The sequence below is a fragment of the Runella salmonicolor genome, assembly GCF_024158025.1.
GTDB classification, from domain to species: Bacteria; Bacteroidota; Bacteroidia; order Cytophagales; family Spirosomataceae; genus Runella; species Runella salmonicolor.
In genome coordinates, this window is record NZ_JAMZEL010000002.1 from 259,638 (window position 1) to 281,283 (window position 21,646).

Annotated in this window: 14 protein-coding genes and 1 tRNA gene; 5 read left to right on the plus strand and 10 right to left on the minus strand. The window is 43.7% G+C overall.

Annotated features, from left to right (window positions below):
- Positions 1-7 precede the first annotated feature (7 nt).
- The 4 genes from NCI00_RS06945 to NCI00_RS06960 all read right to left on the minus strand — a co-directional run bounded on the left by NCI00_RS06945 (position 8) and on the right by NCI00_RS06960 (position 3,769).
- Complete coding sequence (locus NCI00_RS06945; protein ID WP_253526251.1) at positions 8-628, minus strand: HAD family hydrolase; 621 nt, start codon at positions 626-628, stop codon at positions 8-10.
- A 13-nt stretch (positions 629-641) separates the two neighbouring features.
- The gene (locus tag NCI00_RS06950; protein ID WP_166557371.1) at positions 642-1,595 is read right to left on the minus strand and encodes an acetyl-CoA carboxylase carboxyltransferase subunit alpha; all 954 of its coding nucleotides are present in this window, start codon (positions 1,593-1,595) and stop codon (positions 642-644) included.
- A gap of 8 nt (positions 1,596-1,603) precedes the next feature.
- The gene (locus NCI00_RS06955) at positions 1,604-3,046 is read right to left on the minus strand and encodes an MBL fold metallo-hydrolase RNA specificity domain-containing protein (RefSeq protein WP_253526252.1); all 1,443 of its coding nucleotides are present in this window, start codon (positions 3,044-3,046) and stop codon (positions 1,604-1,606) included.
- A 246-nt stretch (positions 3,047-3,292) separates the two neighbouring features.
- Complete coding sequence (locus NCI00_RS06960) at positions 3,293-3,769, minus strand: Lrp/AsnC ligand binding domain-containing protein (RefSeq protein ID WP_114070137.1); 477 nt, start codon at positions 3,767-3,769, stop codon at positions 3,293-3,295.
- A 634-nt stretch (positions 3,770-4,403) separates the two neighbouring features.
- Here NCI00_RS06960 and NCI00_RS06965 point away from each other — a divergent pair.
- Both NCI00_RS06965 and NCI00_RS06970 read left to right on the plus strand, forming a co-directional pair.
- On the plus strand, positions 4,404-5,636 hold the full coding sequence (locus NCI00_RS06965) for a DUF819 family protein (RefSeq protein ID WP_253526253.1): 1,233 nt from the start codon (positions 4,404-4,406) through the stop codon (positions 5,634-5,636).
- 1,218 nt (positions 5,637-6,854) lie between these two features.
- Entirely contained in the window at positions 6,855-7,904 is a 1,050-nt protein-coding gene (locus tag NCI00_RS06970) for a response regulator (protein ID WP_253526254.1), read from the plus strand.
- Between the two features lie 11 nt (positions 7,905-7,915).
- Here NCI00_RS06970 and NCI00_RS06975 read toward each other — a convergent pair whose 3' ends face one another.
- Complete coding sequence (locus NCI00_RS06975; protein WP_253526256.1) at positions 7,916-10,672, minus strand: 3-coathanger stack domain-containing protein; 2,757 nt, start codon at positions 10,670-10,672, stop codon at positions 7,916-7,918.
- A gap of 240 nt (positions 10,673-10,912) precedes the next feature.
- Between NCI00_RS06975 and NCI00_RS06980 the strand changes: the two genes are divergently transcribed.
- Positions 10,913-12,490 carry a bifunctional aminoglycoside phosphotransferase/ATP-binding protein gene (locus NCI00_RS06980; protein ID WP_253526257.1) on the plus strand — a complete coding sequence of 526 codons (1,578 nt, stop codon included), beginning with the start codon at positions 10,913-10,915 and terminating at the stop codon, positions 12,488-12,490.
- 31 nt (positions 12,491-12,521) lie between these two features.
- Here NCI00_RS06980 and NCI00_RS06985 read toward each other — a convergent pair whose 3' ends face one another.
- The 5 genes from NCI00_RS06985 to NCI00_RS07005 form a co-directional block, all read right to left on the minus strand.
- Positions 12,522-12,893, minus strand: a complete 372-nt coding sequence (locus NCI00_RS06985) for a hypothetical protein (protein ID WP_253526258.1) — start codon at positions 12,891-12,893, stop codon at positions 12,522-12,524.
- Between the two features lie 19 nt (positions 12,894-12,912).
- Positions 12,913-14,133 (minus strand): alginate export family protein, encoded by a 1,221-nt coding sequence (locus NCI00_RS06990; RefSeq protein ID WP_253526259.1) that lies wholly within the window; start codon positions 14,131-14,133, stop codon positions 12,913-12,915.
- A 432-nt stretch (positions 14,134-14,565) separates the two neighbouring features.
- A complete protein-coding gene (locus tag NCI00_RS06995; protein WP_253526260.1) occupies positions 14,566-15,510 on the minus strand; it encodes a hypothetical protein in 945 nt (314 codons plus the stop codon).
- 977 nt (positions 15,511-16,487) lie between these two features.
- A complete protein-coding gene (locus NCI00_RS07000; RefSeq protein WP_253526261.1) occupies positions 16,488-18,242 on the minus strand; it encodes a tetratricopeptide repeat protein in 1,755 nt (584 codons plus the stop codon).
- 253 nt (positions 18,243-18,495) lie between these two features.
- A tRNA-Arg gene (locus tag NCI00_RS07005) sits at positions 18,496-18,569 on the minus strand.
- Between the two features lie 132 nt (positions 18,570-18,701).
- Here NCI00_RS07005 and galK point away from each other — a divergent pair.
- Complete coding sequence (galK, locus tag NCI00_RS07010; protein ID WP_310586766.1) at positions 18,702-19,871, plus strand: galactokinase; 1,170 nt, start codon at positions 18,702-18,704, stop codon at positions 19,869-19,871.
- 60 nt (positions 19,872-19,931) lie between these two features.
- A complete protein-coding gene (locus NCI00_RS07015; RefSeq protein WP_253526264.1) occupies positions 19,932-21,572 on the plus strand; it encodes a glycerol-3-phosphate dehydrogenase/oxidase in 1,641 nt (546 codons plus the stop codon).
- Positions 21,573-21,646: the final 74 nt, after the last annotated feature.

Genomic DNA, 21,646 nt, shown 5'->3' on the forward strand with positions numbered 1-21,646 from the left:
CAACGCATTAATAATCACGCAGATATTCCACGATGGAAGTGGGTTTTTGAACGTGGATGGTTTGAATGCCGCATTCGGCCGCGGCGCGAATGTTGTCGAGGTTGTCGTCCAGAAAAAGGGTTTCGCTGGCTTCGATACCCGCGTTGCTTAAAACTTGACGGTAGATGTCATGATGGGGTTTCATGATACCCATTTCGTAAGATAGAAACAGTTTTTCGAACAAATGGCTCAAATGTTCTATTTCGGCCGTACGATGCAAAATAGTGTTTACTTCATCAATGTGAATCGCGCTTGTGTTGCTCAACAGGAATAGCCGGTAGCCCTTTTGCGAAAGTTCCTGAATCTTATGAATACGTTCAATGGGTATATCAAGCAACAGGGAGTTCCAAGCCGTATCAATTTCGGCGTCAGTCCATTCGGGGGTTTGAAACAAATCCCTGACTAAACTGCGAAAGGCGAGAGGGGTTAAATTGCCCGTTTCGAATTTCTTAAAAACGTCGTTTTGTTGGATAAGTGAGTGGACGTTATCCAACGATTGATTGCTTAACTGCGCAAATGAACTTGCAGCCCTTGGCACATCAATGTTGATGATAACGTCCCCTAAATCGAAAATGATATTCTTGATCATAAAGCGTATTTGCTTACTCACTGAAAACGCCCATGGCACAAAACTTGTCAATGCGTTGGTTGATGCGTTCTTCGGGGGTTAATTGCTGGAGTTCTTTAATGTGCCCTAAAATGGTTTTTTTGAGCGTTTCGGCCATCGTTTTATGGTCCAAATGCGCACCGCCAAGCGGCTCTTCCACAATGCCATCGACCAAACGGGCCATTTGCATGTCTTTGGCTGTTATCTTCATGGCTTCGGCGGCTTGTTCTTTAAAATTCCAGCTACGCCAAAGAATGGTTGAGCAGTTTTCGGGCGAAATGACCGAGTACCACGTGTTTTCGAGCATCAATACCCGGTCACCGATGGCAATGCCCAGCGCACCACCCGATGCACCTTCGCCAATGACGACGCATACCACGGGCACTTTGAGCATAAACATTTCTTTGAGGTTACGCGCAATGGCTTCACCCTGTCCGCGCTCCTCAGCTTCGAGTCCTGGAAAAGCACCTGGGGTATCAATCAACGTTACGATAGGCTTGTTGAATTTTTGGGCCAACAGCATGAGTCGCAGGGCTTTGCGGTATCCTTCTGGATTCGCCATTCCGAAGTTACGCTGCTGCCGTTGCTTGGTATTGCGTCCTTTTTGTTGACCAATCACCATCACCGTTTGACCATCCATGTTACAGAATCCACCCACCATTGCAGGGTCATCGCGGACGGTACGGTCGCCGTGGAGTTCAATGAATTCCTCACACATCAGCTCGATATAATCGAGTGTATACGGTCGGTCGGGGTGGCGCGAAAGTTGCACCCGTTGCCACCGAGTAAGGTTGTGGGCGGTATCTTGCCGCAGTTGTATGATGCTGTCTTCGAGTCGGGCTACCGCTTCCGAGACATCTACTTGTGTCGTTTCGGCCAATTTTTTGAGCTCTATAAGCTTTGATTCAAGGTCAGCCACCGGTTTTTCAAAATCTAAATAAGTTGGCATAGAGTTGCTTACAATTCAAATGTTTGTCCCTTTTGGGGAATCTCAATGTTTTTGTAACCGACTGATTCTAGGGTTTCCTTAAACGCCTCCATACTTGGCGTTTCTCCGTGAACAAGGAATACTCTTTTCAAGTGGTCGGGCGATTGCTTTTGGACAAATTCGACCAAGTCGTCGCGGTCTCCGTGACCGCTAAATACGTCAATTTTTTCGATATTGGCCAATACTTGTTCGTCTTTCCCCCGGATGCGTAGCGTGGTTTGACCATTCATTAGGCGCCAACCAAGGGTTCCTTCGGCACAATATCCAATGAGCAAAATAGTGCAGTAAGGATTGCTAATGTTCTGAGCCACATGGTATTCCACTCGTCCGCCCTGTATCATTCCCGAAGATGAAATGATAATACAAGGCTCGGCATGATTGGAAATGCTACGGCTTACTTCTGTTTTTTCGACGTAAATTAAATTTTCAAAATCAAACAAGGATTCGTTCTCTTCCTGAAACTCGCGGGCCTCCCGATTGAGCATCCGGATGTTTCGTTGATACACCCTCGAACTCTCAAAAGCTAGGGGGCTATCGGCAAAAACTTTGATGGGAGGGAGGTTATGTTCGTTGTATAGTTTATTGAGCGTGTAGAGCAACGCCTGCGTTCTGCCAACGCTGAAAGAAGGGATAATGAGCCGCCCGGGAATATCCACGCACGTACGCTTTATGACATCGGCCAATGCGGCTTCGGGACTGAGGTTGTTCTCATGGACACGATTACCGTAAGTAGACTCGCACACGAGGTAGTCTACGGGTGGAAGAACGCCCGGGTCAATTAACAAAGGATAGCCTTTTCGACCAATATCTCCCGAAAAACCGATGGTTTTCTTTTGGCCGTTTTCCCATACTTCAATCAAAATATGAGCCGCACCCAACAAATGCCCTGCTGGAACAAACGTAACAAAACACTGATCAGCTACTTTGAACCGGCGATTAAACGCCAGTGGTACGAAGTTTTCGAGCGCATCCTTTACTTGTTTTTCCAAGTATAAATCTTTGGGCAATTCTTTTTTCTTGCGTCCTTTTCGGTATTTTTTTTGACTGTCGGCGCTGTTGATTTCGTTTAGCCGCTTTTGATTAAGCATGGCGGCATCTTTCAACAGAATGGCCGTTAACCCATAGGTAGGGGCGGTACAAAGCACTTGACCTTCGTATCCGTCGCGGTACAGGTTAGGGATATTTCCTGAATGGTCAATGTGGGCGTGGGTGAGCAATACAAGATTGATGACAGATGCATCAAACGGGAACAAGGCATTGGGAAATGGGCTGGCTTCTTTGGTGTTACGCTTACGATCACCGCTCTCAAAATCGGAACCACAATCAATCAAAATCCGATAATCATCATCTAATTCGAGAAGGTACATGCTGCCCGTCACTTGTTGGGCAGCCCCCCAAAACGTTAATTTCATATATGTCAGATGCCCCGATCCCAAGGGGAGTTTTGTTTCATTCTTCAACATAATGGGACAGGCCTATTGCATGAGGCATTGAAGAATGGATTACGCAAATGTATCAAAAACTACGTAATTCTGGTATTTTACCAATAGAACCGCCTCGGATTTCTTACAGCACCAACAATTAACCATCTGAGACGGAGAAGTGTTCAGAAGACTAAAGAAAAGGAAGAGAATATGTACTAACTGGGCTATTTGATTTTATACATCCAACGGAATGGAGCGCGCAATGCGCTCTTCGAGAGAGATAAACGTTTCGGTGCGTTGAATACCACTGACTTTTTGAATCTTATCGTGTAATACCTGTCGAAGGTGCTGGGTATCGCGACAGACAATCTTGGCAAAGATACTGTAAATGCCTGTTGTATAGTGTATATTGACCACTTCGGGGATTTTTTCGAGCTGCACAGCCACGTCTTCGTACATCGAGCTTTTATCAAGGTAAATTCCTAAAAATGCGCTGATGTCCCAGCCCAATTTTGTTTGGTCTACCAAAAGTTGTGCTCCTTTGACAATGCCTAGTTGCTCCAATTTTTTCATGCGCACGTGCACGGTGCCTCCAGATACGTGTACGCGCTTGCCTATTTCGGTGTATGGAAGATGGGCGTCGTCGAGTAAAATAGCGAGGATTTTAAGGTCGGTTCCGTCAATTTTATCAATTTCTAAATTTTTGTCCATGATGAAGTGATAAATTTTGATTTCTTTCAACAAAAATGCCGTTTTGTTGAAAGAAATCAAAATTTTTAAAAATATTTATGTAAAATTTGCAATAAATAAGAAACTCTATTAATTTTGCATTGTCAATTTACCGAAAAGCAGCGCTTAGTCAGTAAATTCAAAAAGTAAAGTTCTTTTATACTGTAGGATGATGAAACTTGGCAGCCATGCCCTCCTGTCTCGGGGGTGGTGACAACAGGACAAACACGATATAATGCCGGCACTCTAGTCGACTGGGGTAGACCACCAAACTTTGTATCGCGGCTAACTGCACCGTGGGCGGTTCGAATCCCCCTCCTACAGCAAGCAAACTCAGGCAGTGCCAACTGACTGAATCGTATTGAAGGATAGCTTGTTGGATTATATCTATTTCCACTTGTTATCCTTTTAAAATATAAAGTGACGTGTCGTTTTGACACAATCTCTAAAAATAAAACTATTTGGTTTTTAGTTTGTTGATGAAGTGTAATTGCGACACGCAGGCTCAATTTTGAGGCCTGTGTGTTTTTTTTGTGCCCAACTAAGACCGCTGAGGTTGGGACGACTGCAAAAGTTTGCTTTGATTTGCATTTCATTTTCCTAACCTCTTATACACATGATCCATTCCGACGCGGCAGTGCTTGGTCTTCTTTTTGTAGTTTTGGCACTTATTTTTCACACCGCTTCGCTCAAACATCCCTTCTGGCAAAAATTTTATGGAATTGTACCGCCCTTGTTGCTCTGTTATTTTGTGCCAGGGCTTTTAAATACCTTTGGGGTAATATCAGGCGAAGAATCAAAACTTTATCCTGTGGTTTCACAGTACTTGTTGCCCGCGTGTTTGGTTTATTTTACCCTCGGAATGGATTTTAAGGCCGTTATGAAACTTGGCCCGAAGGCATTGATGGTGTTTCTGGCGGGAACTTTGGGGGTTATGGTGGGTGGGCCCGTGGCGGTTGGGCTAGTGAAAATCATAAACCCAGAGATAGTGGGAGGTGAAGGCGCCAATGCGGTTTGGCGGGGATTGGCCACCATTGCTGGAAGTTGGATTGGGGGAGGGGCCAATCAAACGGCGTTGAAAGAAGTGTTTCAGCCCAGCGACCGTCTGTTCTCGCAGGTCATTGCGGTAGATGTCATTACGGCCGAAATCTGGATGGCGGTATTGATTTACGGAGTTGGTTTTTCGGCCCGCATCGACCGGGCCTTTAAGGCGGATGTTTCGGCCATTGATGAATTGAGACACCGGCTCGATAGTGAACAGAAAGCCTCTCAGCGGATTTTTAGCCTGCGCGATATCGTCTTGATTGCGGCGGTCGGATTCGGTGCAACGGGTTTGTCACACCTTTTGGCCGATTTTATTGCTCCTTTTATCAAAACTAACTATCCTTCCCTTGAAAAATTGAGCTTGACTTCTACTTTCTTCTGGATAGTCTCAATCGTTACGTTTATTGGTATTCTTTTGTCATTTACGCCGCTTCGCAAACTTGAATTTGCGGGGGCTTCCAAAATAGGCTCTCTGTTTTTGTATCTTTTGGTGGCAACGATCGGAATGAAAATGGATTTGTTTGCGGTAGCCGAAAATCCTGGGCTATTTTTGGTGGGTATTATTTGGATGGCGATTCACATCATCATTACGCTTAGCGTGGCAAAACTGGTGAAAGCGCCTTTTTTCTTCACGGCGGTGGGCTCACAGGCCAATATTGGTGGAGCAGCTTCGGCGCCTGTCGTGGCGGCGGCTTTTCATGCTTCATTGGCTCCCGTTGGGGTTTTGCTCTCAATTTTGGGCTATGCCTTAGGGACTTATTGTGGATATTTAACGGGTCTTATGATGCAATGGGTTGCGTCATAAGACCCGTGTGGGAATTACTTATGGGCTAGGGGCGTGGGCTAACATCAATTAAAAAGATAGAAACGCCGCTGGCAACTATCGCATCGGTAGTATTTTAGGGGCAAAAAGAATAAAACACTTCGTACAAAAAGAGGGCGTCTTCGTCGGTCAATGGCAACAGATTTACAATAAGGGCATTTCTGCTCTTTAGTAGGGGTTAAAATGGGCGATTCCATAATGTTGAGTTAGGTTATTGGTACTTTTATTTAAGGAACGTATATAGCTATAACGATACTTTCAATTTATCGTACTACTCAAGGCTGTTCTTTTAATTGGAATATACTTTGTAGTAGTAATAAAGTACAATATTTTTTAATCTAGGAATTGGGCGAAATAGAATATTTCTAAAATACTGTCATGGATATTTTTGGGTGCTATAAAAAAGATTCAGGGATATATATTACAAACTTACAGTTTAATATGACATTTTGCAAGTGTATTCTTTTTTTTTAATATCCTTCTCGGTAAGATATTGTCAGGGTTAAGTTTTGATGATAAGCCCTCTTATTTTGATTATTTTAAGGTTTTTAGGCCATGATAATGCCAAATAAATGTACCCATTTACTTTAATATTATTATTTCCATATTTTATTGACTCTATTTAAGTGTGTGTTTAAAATATGCTTTTTAGTGCTTTGTTTTCAATACCTTTTGATGAAAATAGGCGATGAAAAGTTGGTTGCTTTTGATATTGTGGGGTTAAAAAAATGAAGGACAACATCTAAAATTTGAAATCCTTCGTATATATGTCATATTTCATAACGTTGAGTAATACTTCCAAACCTGCATGACCATGTCGTGCAGGTTTTTTATTGAAATGAAAAATGCCTATACGCTGGCGTTTTACTTCCTGACCCTCTCATCAAAAGGCATATCTTCTAAAATGAATGTATACCAATAGGTTAATTTGTGAATACTTGAAGGACGGAAGATAAATCAGGGTAATTAACTCGGGTTGTGTATTGTAAAATGTTGACTATTAATGGGAAGGAGTACTATTTTGTCCCTTTTGGGGCGTTTGTATTACTTTATTTTTAGAACACTGATTTTTGTCAGTAAAGTTGGTATGTCTGTTTTGGATATTTATTGTGATTCTAATTCGGTATATAAATTAGAGTTTCCTCAGGTACTTTATTTCAAATACTGAATTGTGACACAATCCATGATTAACTTAACTTTATGAAAACTATTCTCTTAATTGAAGACAACCCAGGGATTCGTGAAAATACAGCTGAGATTTTGGAAATGGTTGGATATAATGTTCAAACTGCCGAAAATGGGAAGATTGGGGTAGAAAAGTCGTTGATAAATAAACCAGATTTGGTCATTTGTGATGTTATGATGCCCATTTTGGACGGTTACGGAGTTCTCCAAATTTTTAATACCAATCCTAAACTTTGCTGTGTGCCTTTTATATTTCTGACCGCCAAAACGGATCGTAATGATTTTCGAAAAGGAATGGATTTGGGGGCAGATGATTACATTACGAAGCCCTTCGAAGAAAGTGAGTTGCTCAGTGCCATCGACAGCCGGCTAAAACGAGTATCTCATCTAAAGGCCAACAATGAGGCTTCAGAACTGACAATTTCGAATAATGTCTCAGAAAAGTCTTCCAAAAAGGGGAATCTACAACGTATTTTATCTGAACGAAAAATTCATGCCGTTCAAAAAAAGCAATACGTATATTTAGAAGGCGATGATTCAGTGCGGTTGTTTTATGTCAAGTCGGGCCAAGTTAAAACGGTACGGGCCAATGCCGAGGGGAAAGAGTTGATTACAGGCATCTACAATACGGGTGACTTTTTGGGCTATACTGCGCTTTTGGAGGGTAGTGACTACATGGACTCGGCCGTGGCGTTGGTCAATTCTGAATTAATTTATATCCCTAAAACCGAATTTCAACAATTGCTTCTGACCGACCACGAGGTGAGTGAACTGTTTGTTAAATTATTGGCCTACCAGCTAGAACAGCGAGAACAACAACTGTTGGTCATGGCGTATAACTCCCTACGTAGGCGAGTAGCCGATACTTTACTGCGTCTGCAAAACCTTGATTCGGCCAAAGCAATTCAGCTCTCTCGGGATGACTTGGCGGCCATGGTGGGTACGGCAACGGAGTCGCTGATTCGGACTTTAAGTGAATTTAAGCTAGATGGGCTGATTGAGATGTCAACCTCTGGTGGTATCCAAATTTTACATCCTGATAAACTACGTCGGGCCCATTGGTAGGTTTTGTTTTTTTATGGAAATTGAGGAACGATGATCAAATCGTCAAAGAAAGCAGTGCCTTCAGAGTCAGCATTGGCGTAGCCCAGACGGCAGGCAATGGTAACAGTACCTGTTGCCCCCGAATTGAACGAGAGCGATAGCCGAGTCCAATCATTCGTGCCTTTTAAATGGCTACTTATTGGGGGCCAGTTATTGCCCGCAATAATCAAGCTAAGGCAAGCACCTACTCCGTTTGGGTTGGAATTGGTGGTTACATTTTCTGTTTTTACCCAGCCGTATACTATATAATTGGTATTGGGGCTCAATGTTACTGCCTGATATACGTACACATCGTTGCTTACTACGGGCCCATCAGGAGGCCCTGAATAAATCTTGATGCCATTTGAACCGTTTCGTCCTTGACCAGATAGCCATGAAAATACAGCCTGATAGGTTTTCCAGCCACCTTTTTGCCAAGGAGGATTGTTGAAGGTAACTGGCGTATCAAAACCCGCGTTGACAACGGGGTTTAGGTAGTTTAAGTCGATGCTCACCTGTGCACTAGTGCATAAAGAGGGAGTGAGTTTACTACATAAAGAATAGACAAAAGAGTCGGTACCTTTGGCGTTTTCATTCGGGGTATAAGTAATAGTACCGCTGGGGTTAACCGTAACCGTTCCTTTTGTGGGGTGAACAGATATTTCGGGTTGTAACACATCCGATAGGCCATCGGGATTAATATCATTGGATAATACGTTCAAAGTGCGGGCGAAGCCTGGTACAGCATTAAAAGAATCATTGTTGGCCAAAGGGGTATTACAATCCTTTATGAGCGCGGTAAAAACGCTGCTATTGGCCCCATAAAATCCAGGCAAAAGTTCAATACTATTGCCAGCAAAGTAAGAAACAGTGGTGCTCGCTGGTATTTGCTGGGTCGAAATGAGCGTTTGAGCAGCAATTTGAGGGCCTGGAGTGGCGATATTTGATAACGTAACAGTATTGGGAGTGACTTCGACCGTGAAGGGCAGACTTGTTTGAGCCGAACATCCATAACTGCAACTAACGCTATAAACCGTTGTTGTAGTTGGCGTAACGACTATGGAAGCCGTTGTTTCGCCATTTGACCACACCAATGTACCATAACAACCATAAACAGTGAGTTGTACGGGAGAGCTGGGACAAACTTTGTTTTTACCAGTGATTCTTGGTGGATCAACGCCGCATGTATTGCCAAAATTTCCGCTGATTGGGCTTGAAACCGAGAAAGCACCTGCGGCGTCAGTTACTCTGATTCGTGCCATGTAGGGGCCTGTTTGGGTAAGCTCATGGGAATATTCGTTGGCCGCGAGTGGAGGAGTATCGTAAGTGCCGTCGTTGTTTATATCAAATTCGGTGGTGTAAGAACCTTTCTCAAAGTCATCAGAACTTTTGCTATTAAAAACAGTACTTTTGCCTTGAGACGGAGCATTGGGATACAAAATCTTTAAAAATGGTTTGGGGGCTTGGTTGCCACCAGCGTTGACGAAGATGTAGAATTTAGGGCTAAATTTTCGATTCCCTTGTTTGTCACCCACCGAAATAAAAAACTCATTATTGACCCCTGCGGTGTAGTAAGGGGTTTGTAAGGTAAGCCCAACACTAGTATAGTTGACCGATACTTCGTCAATCACGTCTCCGTATTTATCGTATAACAAAACGTATGAGAGGGTGTCAATATCATACGCGGCCATTTGAATATTTAAGAGTCCATTTATGGGAGTGACTGTACCTGAGGTGAAGGTATACACCGTGGGTATTGTAGTAATTTTTTTATCTCGGTTAAAATAATGGCTTACGTTCAATTGTAGTGAAGAGCCGTATTCTAAACGGGTGTAGTGGTTGGGGAAAAGTGTAGGAAAAAAACTGCCTCTAATTCCCCTTAAACCATTGTACATCAGGCCTCCAAAAAAATTATTGTCTTGCCGTGCATCATGGCTAAGGCCAAAAGCATGGCCCATTTCATGGCATAGTGCTCCCAAATAGGAAGAGGCAACCGTACTGAAGGTGTGGCCTTCAAACCAAACAAACGAACTGTCTTGCACCAACGGATAAGGTCCTAATTCGGGAATTATGTGCCCTGCGTAGGGAGTATCATCTATCAATCCTTGAGGGTCAAATAGTGGAATGACGCTGCTTCCTAGTTGAGCAACGCCTGAGTTATTGCCGCTTCCGCCTCCACCGCCCAAGGCAAGTGTGCCATAAAAACTCCCGTTGGGCCTTTGTACATGGGTCTCTGGAATCAATACCCATACCTCGCCCTCTGAATCTACGCTAAGACCTGCATTTTTGGCTGCTGCTTTTGTCCTATCAAATAATCCGTACCCATCGTTTTCGGCACCCCTTAAAACGTTATCTGTTTCGGGAACATTTACGAGGTGTATTTTGGGCCTTGGAGAATCTTCTTCCGGTTCGTAGATAAACGTTTTTGGTCCAAATCCATTCTGATTCATTGCATTTCGGTACCACATTTGGGCCATTTCAATGGCAAACTGAAGGTTCTTCTCATAATTCGGTTGAGGAGTTCGATTGGATGGAACAATGTAAGCAATTCGCACCCTTGGAGGGTTTGAAGATGCCGTCTGAGCCGTAGATTTTGGGAGAAAGTTAGAATGGGTATCGGCGGGATAAATGTCGCTTTGACTGTTTTCAGCGGTCAAATAGGGGATTTGAGCAATAAGTACAATAGGATGCGCAAGAAATAAAATTAGAACCCAAAAGTACATTTGGGGGAAAACTATCTTGGGTTTCATGCTCATTGGATTAAAGATGTTCTACTCTTATCGCTGTTTTGCAATCGCAGACCAACAAATTTAAACATTTGGTAACGAGTTAAACATGATATTACTCAGGTTAATGATTGATATTCAGAGAAATGCGCTATTTTGGCTTGTAAACTTTTTATGCTCGTGGCTGCTAATCCTATAATGCTTTCAGGCGTTTAGTAAAATGTTGGTTTTTATGCCTTAATTGTAACAAACCTTGTAAGCATTATGGCTTCTGTTCCCGTACTTGTTGATTTTATCAAGTTTTTGTCAGACAAAACGTCTTATGACACTCCTACGGAGGAGGTCTCAATACTTCAAACCCACATTTCGGTAGTATCTCTTACGGGGCAGTTTGTGTATAAATTAAAAAAAAGTGTTCTGTTTGACTTTCTGGATTTTTCTACTCTCACAAAACGCTTATTTTATTGTCAAGAAGAAGTTCGACTGAACCAACGGCTTAGTACGGATTTGTATTTAGGGATTTTACCCATTTATTGGGATGGGAACAAACTGAGTTTTCGAGCGGAGGGCGAAGTGGTTGAATATGTGATTAAAATGCGACGGCTTTCTGACGAAAATTTATTGATAAATCGTCTGAAATCGCCTGATTTTCCGATGTCCCTAATGGATTTATTGGCCAATCGCCTGCTTACGTTTTATCAAAATACGCCTACTTCACCCGAAATTTCGGCCTTCGCAAGCATTGAATCCATTAAAACAACAATGCTGGAAATTACGTCTGATTTTCCTGATTCCACTGGACAAACACTGAGCCCCTTGGCGGCTCGATGGATTCAAACCGCTTTGTTTCAATTCATTGAAAGGAATAAAGGCCCTCTGGAAGCGCGCATACAGCTGGGTAAAATCATTGAAGGGCACGGAGATTTACGCTCAGAACATGTTCATATCGAGCACAATACCGTGACTGTTTACGATTGCATTGAATTTAGCCAGCGGTTGAGGTGCCTCGACTGGCTCAATGATTTGGCCTTTCTTTTGATGGATTTGGAATATCGGCACTGCTATCCGCAGGCGGCTTATCTTCAACATAAACTGCTGGCGGTGTTGGAAAAAGACGATGTGAGTTTGTTGTTGAATTTTTACAAAATTTATCGGGCCTGTGTTCGGGGCAAGGTTGATACCATCAAATTCAGAGAAACAGAAGTATCGACAGAGGTACGGCTGGAAAGTCAGCAAAAAGCGGTTCGCTATTTCCAACTGGCTTTTCGGTACGCGGTTTTGGGTTCGATGTCGACTGTGATTGTTTGTATGGGGGGCGGCGCTACGGGAAAATCAACGCTGGCCACTGCGCTCGCCAACGAGTTTGGCCTTTCGGTTTTGAGTTCGGATATAATTCGTAAACAACAGGCAGGCGTCGACCTTTACAAACGCTTGCCCGATGCTGAACGTGCACACTTATACGAAGCACAAGTGACCGAGGGTGTTTATCAAGCATTGGCGGAGAAAGGTTTAGCTGAAATCGACAAATTTGGGGCCGTGATTTTGGATGCAACCTATCGTAACAAAGAATACTTGAAGCAGCTACGAGTGGTTTGTGAGCAAAAAGGGGGTCGTTTGGTGGTGATTCAAACCATGGCTACGGAGAAAACAATCAGAGAACGACTGAAAAAACGGGAGGCCGAACCCACCATTTCTGATTTAAGAAACAGTGATTACGTCGCCACTCGTTTTGAAATTGAGTATTCAATAGAAGACTACGTTGACTTTTCAATCAAAGTCGATACCCAGCACAGCATCGAAACGTTAATCAATGACGACATTATACCCTATCTTATGGGTTGATTTTTAGGTGTTTAGTGTGTTTTAACTTCCGTTAGGATTCTTTTGTGCGGTAAATCTGAGATTGCTCTTTACCCTTTTGGTTTTGCTCCGTTAATGTCCAAAGGTCGGTATTCTCGGTTTCATCCCACGAATAACCCGAATGACGAAGCACTTCCGCCCTTAGTCCAAAAGTATTTTGGAAGGTTTCAAGAAACAAACGAACGCTCATGTTAGGGTCAACTTGGAGTTCTGTTTGATGCTCAGCAGTTGATGAAAGCGCTTGTAAAGAAACTTGGGGAGTATTTTCATCCATCAGTTGATAGGAAGGGGAGTAAATTCGTAATTTTAGAAATGGAAAATGCCGTTCCCACTGTTGATAAAGCTGATGAACGGTAGCAAGGGGATTGAGGAAGAAAGGTTTCATCGAAATTTTTCTATAGAGTCTAAAATCTAAAATTTAGGGTTGTTACGTTGTAAGTTATATTTTCGGCCCCCCCGCTATCTTCGAGGTATTTACCCGCTACATAATAGGCGAATTCATTGGAAAAAGTGACATTTTTACTCAAATCCCATTCAAATGAAGCCCCCAACTGCGTACCGATGTAACTATCCTGCGTATTTTTTCCAGCTCTGATGTTGGCCAACGACGGGGCATACAGTCCGTCATTTTTGTTTGCTCTCCAGTAAAAATTGGCTTCTGCCTTAACCCTCAACGTGGGTTTGAGATTCAGTTGAAAAGAAGGATGGATGCCTTTTAAATTCATAGAAGTCATCTTGTTCAACAAACCAAAATAGGAAGGGTTGTTAAACATGGGGTTAAACGTATTTAATTGTTGATCGGAGGCATTTTTGTCGCCCGTTACGTACTCTAATTTGAGTCCTAGATTGGGTTTGTAGCGGGCTTCGCTCCATATATAATGCATATCGGATTGAAACGACCACGCACTGATGGTCGACTTGTCGATGCTGCCAAACTGGTAAATAATACCCGAGTTATGGTTAAAGTGTTTGCCGTTTTCAATGGAGGCCCTAAATGCCAGTGAATGACGCGTTTCAAGGCCAGAAGCATTTTGGAATTTGGCGTTAATTCGTTGATAACCATAATAGTATAACTCAAGGTTGCCCAATTTTTTCGGTAACGCAAAAGCGAAATTTACTCCCCAAAACTTGGGCGCATGACGAGAACTGTTGTTGAAAGGGTCGAATTGAGGGATGACTTCCAGTGCATAAAATCCCTCAATTTTTAATTTATGGGATTTCGAAATTAGTCTCGCTCCGTCAAAACTCCGGCGCATATTCAGCGCTTCGCGGAGGGAAACGATCCGACCCGTACCCCAGTTGAATTCTTGCCGCCCAGCGATTAACTTCAACTGGGTGGTTTCCAACGGCAACGTAAACTCGGCCAATGCTTGATGCAGGTCTAGTTTTTCGTATTGAGAAAAAACTTTTTGCCCGTAAAAGCCGTGGTATAATTCGCCGAAAACCCGGAAGTGTTTGCCTAATTGTAAGCCCGTATGAAGGGCAAGTCGGTGCCCGTAGATACCCTTGTCTTGCTTTGGATTGTCTGACCATGTATCGTTTTGGAAAACTTCATAACGGGTTCGTATTTGGCCGCCAATCGTAAAATTAACGCTGTGAGAAGGGTTGAGTGGAATTAGTTTCAATGGGTATAACAAGGGCTTTGTTGGCTTGTTTTTTCGCCAAAAGTCCTCATTTTCATCGCTTCGCATCAATTTGTACCCTTCAAATACGGGTTTTATTTCTTGGGCTTTTGCAATTTGAAATAGAAAAAAAATGGCGAAGTAGGGCAATAGCTTTCTTGTGATTTTAAAGCGGTTCATGGTAGAGTTTTATCAAACGTTATCGGGTCAAAGACATACGAAATACGTATAAAGGTATTGACAAAACCGCAATAAATCACGCCCTTTGGTTGGGTAAAAATAGAAATTTTCAAAACAATGTAAAGCACAAAGCCCTGAACGAAAGCCTCGTTCAGGCAGAAGTAGAATTGCCGATAGGTTATGTGTTTAAAATGACAAGCAGGTTGGGGATAGGACTGATTAGGCAGTCGTAGGGCCCATTTTTAACGGATAGATTTAAAACCGATCAACCGTTTTTATAAAAAATAACGTTGGATGTTCCCCCTCGTTTTCATCAGTTATAATTCCTTCCCATTCTTCTCCGCTAAATTCAATGGCGCAATATTGTTCATAAAATATAGCGGGATTGAAGTAATTCATCAGAGCCAAAACAATCAGCGGAAATAAAAGGGGCCTCTCTAACGAACAGGCTGAGGATGCACAAGATTTTATTCCTTGATAACTTGTTTTGAAGGAGCTAAAATTTTCAAGAAATTTTTGCGGTGATAAATGGTCTATTTTCGAGCGCTCTTCATGGGGTAAATGTTGCCGAAAGATTTCTAATTCTTGTTGTAATTTGGCCAATAGGGTTTGCTTGTCGACTTTTATTCCTTCAAAAACGGCATTCCAAATGCTTTCGTCAGTTGTTTTACGGAGGTGTTCATAGGCACGGTTCTGAATTAATGAAGTCAAGCGATTGGTAAGTCCTGGGTAGGTATCAATCGTGTATATGCTATTTTCGTTGGTACGAAAATAGACCCTCTCTTCTTTTTCTATGGTCCTGAATTCTCCTTTTTTCAGTCCTGAGTAGCGTTGGAAGGCAAGTACGAAGTGACTGATTGGCGGAATCACGGTTTGGTTTGGTCTTTTTTTGCCCATTTTATTAGAAATACTTTCAATGCCCGCCCCGTCAATAAGGGTCTTGACATTTGTTTTGAGCATTTTCAGTACGCCCTGATTTTCGGTTTTTTTCAATTCACTGTATTTTGTTAGCAGGTATTTGTTGAGGTTAGTGAGCATTGTAAAGTAAGACTCAGTGTGGGGGCTTCTTTCTTTTGAAGAATTCCATTCTTCCTCCACAATCGTTTGATTCAGTGAAAAGGATATTCTTTCAGTATCGTCAATAATCTGGCAGTATAGATTTTTTTGCCTTCCTTGATTTAGGTAATAGGCTATTTTCATAAGGGGGTAACTTTAGTATACTTTTGTAAGCAATGGTTGTTGAAATAATCGCAATTTTTGTGCCAAAAAGTAGATAAATGGCCGTATAGGTATATTTATGCCTGATAGTGAGTGAGTTACCGAGTTAATTTTAAAATTAAAATTTTCAATGTAGGATGTACAATGTTAGGGGAATCTCTAGGCCGTAATTCAGCCTGAATGTTTTGGGTATTTAGTTACCTGAATTTTCTTATTGGTATATAAAATAAATTTTTGGTATCTATTTTTAATTCATTTTTATGAGGTAATTACTACCTGCCTATTACGCAGCATTTTTTGTGGTAAAAAAAACTGTCGTTTATCAGGATGTTTCAATATACTAAATGTATAAACAGATGCTGGGGCATCATTGCCTGTCCGCCTGCATAATAAAGCTCATCTTTGGAGATTTTGTATGATTACGCAGCTGGTTATGTGATACGAAGTGCGATTTTTGTAGGGATATTATAATTCTACTTTTACGGAGTATTGTCTTTTAAGGGCTATAAAAATTTTACTTTTGGCTAGACGTATTAGGCATAAAATAATGCTCACGGTAGGGCGCTATACGTTAGAAAATCAACGAAATAGGCGTAAAATTGCGGTAGCTAAAAATTTCGTTAAAGATTTATTTTATATTTTAGGTATAATTTACTATTTTTGGATAAGTGAAATAATTTATTTTATTTTCATAACGTTGAGTATATTAAAGAAACCCGTGTGGCGATGCCATACGGGTTCTTTCATTTCTGATAAGCGTATTTTTTTACTTCGAAAACAGACGGGATTTATCGAGGGGGTATTTTAACAATTCCGTTCTTTAATCTACAAAGTCATGGATAATGAGCTTGAAAAATTACAATGTTAGATTGCTAATAATCATATAATTATGTAGTCCAAGACCTGATTTTTGGTACAAAAAAATGTTGACTTGATTTCAGGCATAATCCTTATAAAGTTTAAAAATCGTTCAGCATTTTTGATTTCAAGTCTTTATCAGCCCATTTCCAAGCATCATTCAATAATGTTTGTGTTTTTTTTGCCTCTTCAACGGCTCCCATCTTCATCTGTGCCTCATGAAGGCCCGTCAACGCCCAACCATTGCGCGGAAATACCACTAAATCGTCATTGTATACGGTTGCCGCCTCATCGTAACTTTTGGCTTTTAGGAGCGCCGCGCCCAAATGATGGCGCACCGAAAAGAACCAATCTGGGGGTTCTTGATAATTCAGGGCATCTTCCATCACGACGGCTTCGCGTAGCCATTTGATGGCCGAAGGAAGCTGCCCTTCCTGCACCAAAATTTCTGCTTTCAAGACTAGATGGGCTATTTTGAGGATGGCAGTCATGTGATTGATTCCACTAATGGTCAGTTGGGCTATGTCAGGGTCTGCCATTTGTTTTTCGAGTTGTTGGAGTTCTGTTTTCGCCTGTGCCAGTTGGTGTTTGCCAGCCAAAGCCATTCCCTGGGCGTAGTGACGGATAGCAGTCGGGTATTTAAGTCGAACGGTATCCGACTGGCACATCCTGAGTAGCTCATCCCATTTTGAAAATTTGATTGCCACGTGATAAGGAACGCTATAATAATGCTGAAGTGTAGCCCAGGCGGGATCAGCCATCAATTTTTTGTGGGTGTTTTCGGCCACCTTTTGCGCCGACTTCATGGCCCATTGATAATTGCCTTCGAGGGTAGCCGTGGCCACCAACAGGTGATAGTTGTGCGGAAAGTAATACAGCGGAAAAGCGCCCTGGGCGTGGTTTTGCATCAGGTAAAGGCTATCGACTTCCACGGCTCGCCAGTTGCTCAATGAGCCTTCGTGGTAGTTGCCCGTACGGATATAAATATGCGAAGGCATGTGTACCAAATGGCTAGAGCGGGGAGCTACTTTGCCGAGAATTGCGGCGCTCCTCAGTCCGCGCTCGGGCGTTCGTGAGGCTTCAACGGCGTGTATATAATAGTGATTGAGGGCAATGTGGTTGGGGTTGCGAACGAGCAATTTTTCGAGAGCCGCAATAATGCCCGGCGTCCAAGGCTTTGGGCGGCCGTCGTGTTCCCACAAATCCCAAGGGTGTAAATCCATCAGCGATTCGGCGTAGAGGGCCGCAATGTCGGCATCGTCGGGAAATTGTTCGTGAACTTGCTGTATTGCTTTCGAATAAGCCTCATCGTAGGCCCTGCGGTCTTCTATTGGTTTGGCGGAATAGCGTTTGTCCAATGCATTAATCAAAGCTTTTTCCTTATCGGTACAATTGGCCGAAAGTTGCATTGCCTGCCTCACTGCCTTATACGCACGCTCGTAGTTGTCGGGTTCCATCCCTGCATTGTAGTTGGGCCCCAACACGTAGCTAAAGCCCCAGTAGGCCATGGCGCAGGTGGAATCCAGCCGAATGGCTTCGTAAAACGAACGCGCTGCCTCGGCGTGATTAAAGCCAACGGCTAACATAAGCCCCTGATTAAAAAACTTTTGCGCCTCGGGGCTTTTGGTGGTGATGGGAAAACTCAGGTCGCCTAGACTATCAAAACGGGCCGCTTTCTGCCCCGAGCTATACCAAGCTTTGTCGCTGGGGGCGGTCCCGCAGATAATTTGGGCCGTTGTTTGACTATCGGAGGTTGCTTTGGTTTCCTTTTGGGGTTGACAAGCCATGGAGAGGCCTAAGTAGAGCAAAACCCACACCGACAGTTGGTGCCTTTGAGGTCTATTTGCAGTCATCATTATGGTAGAGAGATGGTTCCTCCCGTTTTTTGAGCGGTAGAAGTTGAGTAACGGGGACTATTTCGGGTAAAAGACCTTATAAATATACCCATAATTCATGAAAAAACCATGCGTATTCTGTTTTTTATACCATTTGGGGCTTTATCAATGAGGATGGGAGATGGAAAGGGAATGGGAATTTATTATTATATTTTTCTATTTTGTTGAGATATGTACAAAAAAAGCCTCAAAACACACTGTTTTGAGGCTTTTGTGATCCCATTTGGACTCGAACCAAAGACCGACAGATTAGAAATCTGTTGCTCTATCCAACTGAGCTATGGGACCGTTTTTAAATCTGACCGCAAAAGTAAGCCTTTTATGGGTTTTTGGCAACAATCCTGCAAAAAATTGTAAATCCCCCGTCAAACTTTCTATTTTTGTGGCCTCAACTGTCTCCCATAAATCATCGTTGTGCCCGTGAATACCTACCCCGATAAGATTGCCGAAGCATTTGTGCACGTTTTTGGTAAAAAGCCCTCGTTTATTGTTCGTGCCCCCGGCCGTATCAATTTGATTGGCGAACATACCGATTACAACAACGGGTTTGTACTGCCCGCTGCGATTGACAAGGCCATTTATTTTGCCATTGCTCCTCGTACCGACCGCCTGTGCAAACTCTACGCGGCCGATTTGGACGATGCGTACGAGTTCGCGGTCGATAAACCGCTCAAATCTTCTAAAAGCTGGGCAAATTATCTGATTGGAATGGTCAGCGAGCTGGGGGCGAGCGGCCACGTCATTGACAAAGGCTTTGAAGTGGCCTTTGGCGGCGATGTGCCCAACGGGGCGGGGCTTTCATCATCGGCGGCGGTGGAGAGTGGGATGGGCTTTGCGTTGAGTAAAATGTTTGCGCTCAATGTCCCGCGTTTGGAGTTGGCGCTGACTGCCCAACGCGCAGAGCACAACTTTGCGGGGCTACAATGCGGCATTATGGATATGTTTGCTTCCATCCACGGCCAAGAAAATGCGGTTATTCGTCTCGATTGCCGTGATTTGAGTTTTGAATACTTTCCGTTTGATTTGTCTCATTACAAAATAGTACTCTGTAATTCGGGCGTAAAACACACCTTGGCCGAGTCGGCCTACAATACCCGCCGCCTTGAATGTGAGGAAGGCGTGGCGATTTTAAAGGAATTTTACCCCACCATTGAAAGCCTCCGCGATGTAACCTTGGCGCAGGTTGAAAACCATCGGGCCGCGATGCCCGACAATGTTTACCGCCGCTGCCGTTACGTTACGGCCGAGATAGCGCGGGTGGTGGCGGCCTGTGAAGACCTACAAAAGGGTGATTTGGCTGCCTTTGGTCAAAAAATGTACGCTACCCACGAAGGCCTAAGCAAAGACTACGAGGTGAGTTGTGACGAATTGGACTTCTTGGTACAACAGGCGCATCAATTGCCCGTTGAGGATGTGCTTGGGTCACGATTGATGGGTGGTGGTTTTGGCGGTTGTACGATTTCAATCGTAAAAACCGAAGGCGTAGACCGTTTTATCGAATCAATGTCGCTCGCTTATGCCAACAAATACCAACGAAGTTTGGCCACCTACGTCGTTACCATTACCGATGGCGTAGGGGTTGTCGCTTAGTTTTATCGCATATACTTATTTATATCATCATCTCGCTTACCATTACTTACTTCCAATTCCATGAACCGTACCCAAGACCTTCAACGACTGCAAAAAGAAACGTTTGATATTTGTATTATTGGTGGAGGGGCCAGTGGAGCGGGTTGTGCGCTGGATGCTGCCCTGCGGGGATTCAAAGTTGCCTTAATTGAGAAAAACGATTTTGCGGCCGAAACCTCCTCAAAATCAACGAAATTGATTCACGGCGGCGTGCGGTATTTGGAGCAAGCCTTTAAAAACCTTGACTTTGCGCAGTTGAAGCAAGTGCGTCATGGGTTAGAAGAGCGGCAGATTGTGTTACAAAATGCCCCGCATCTTGCCCGACCTCTGCCTTTGTTGACGCCCGTGTTTAGTTGGTGGGAAGGACTCTATTTCAGCATCGGCCTGCGGATGTATGATTTTTTTGCCAAAGGCGATTCCTTGCCCAAAAGCCGGTGGTTGAGCAAAAAAGAAACCATGCTGCGGATGCCTTCGTTGGACGCCAAAAAACTCCACAGTGCGGTTCTTTACTTCGACGGTCAGCTCGATGATGCCCGTTATTGCCTGGGCCTTGCCCACGCGGCGGCAGAGGCGGGTGTGGCGGTTGCTAATCATTTGCAACTGATTGATTTTGAGAAAGATAACAGTGGAAAACTGGAAGGGGCCGTGGTATCTTCTACACTAGATAACGGCGTTGAGCCACCTTTTTCGATTAAAGCCAAACTTTTCATCAATTGTACGGGGGCCATGGCGGACCATATTCGTCTGAAAGCCAATCCTACGCTTTCTCGTCGGATTCGTCCCAGTAAGGGCGTCCACGTTGTGTTGCCGTATGAAGTGCTGAAAAGTGACGATGCCATGCTGATTCCGAAGACCAGCGACGGCCGGGTGGTGTTTGCCATTCCTTTTGAAGGCCAATTACTGCTTGGTACCACCGATACCGACTATACTCAATTGGAGAACGAACCCCTGTTGGAAGAAAAAGAAGTTGAATTTTTGTTGGATACATTGGCACCGTATTTGGCCAAGCGCCCCGATAAGAGTCAGGTAAAAGCGGGTTTCGGCGGTTTGCGCCCGTTGTTGGCGGCGTCGGAATCTGATTCTACCAAAAAACTCGTACGCGACCATGAAGTAGAATACGACGAATCTTCCAATCTGCTGAGTCTGTTGGGCGGTAAATGGACAACCTATCGGTACATGGCCAAAGAAACCATCGATAAGGCGGGTGAATTGCTCGGGGTCGAGCGTCCGTGTCTAACGGCCGACCATGTGCTGGTGGGTGGAGAGGACTTTGCTTTTGAGGATTGGAAGATTATTCAAACAGTTTACCGCTTGGCCAAAGACATCGCCAAACACTTAATCCGAAAATACGGTAGCCGGGCCCATAAAGTAGCCCGACTGACGCAGGAAAATATCGTATGGTCGCAGCGTTTGGTAGAAAAATTCCCTTTCATTCAGGCCGAAGTGATTTATCAGGTTCGGGAAGAAATGGCTTGTACGCTACGCGATGTATTGGCGCGGCGGATGCGTCTTGAAATCATGGATTGGGAAGCAACCCAAGAGGCCGTGCCCGTAGTGGCAAACCTGATGGCGCAGGAATTGGGTTGGACGCAAGCCCATAAACAAAAGCAAATCGATGAGTACCTTCAATTGGTGCAGTCGTTTATCAAATCGGCCGAATAAGGATAGAATCCATGCATGTTCATGGATAATTTAATGCGCTAGTAAGGTACAAAGACCGTTGTTCCTGTTTTCTA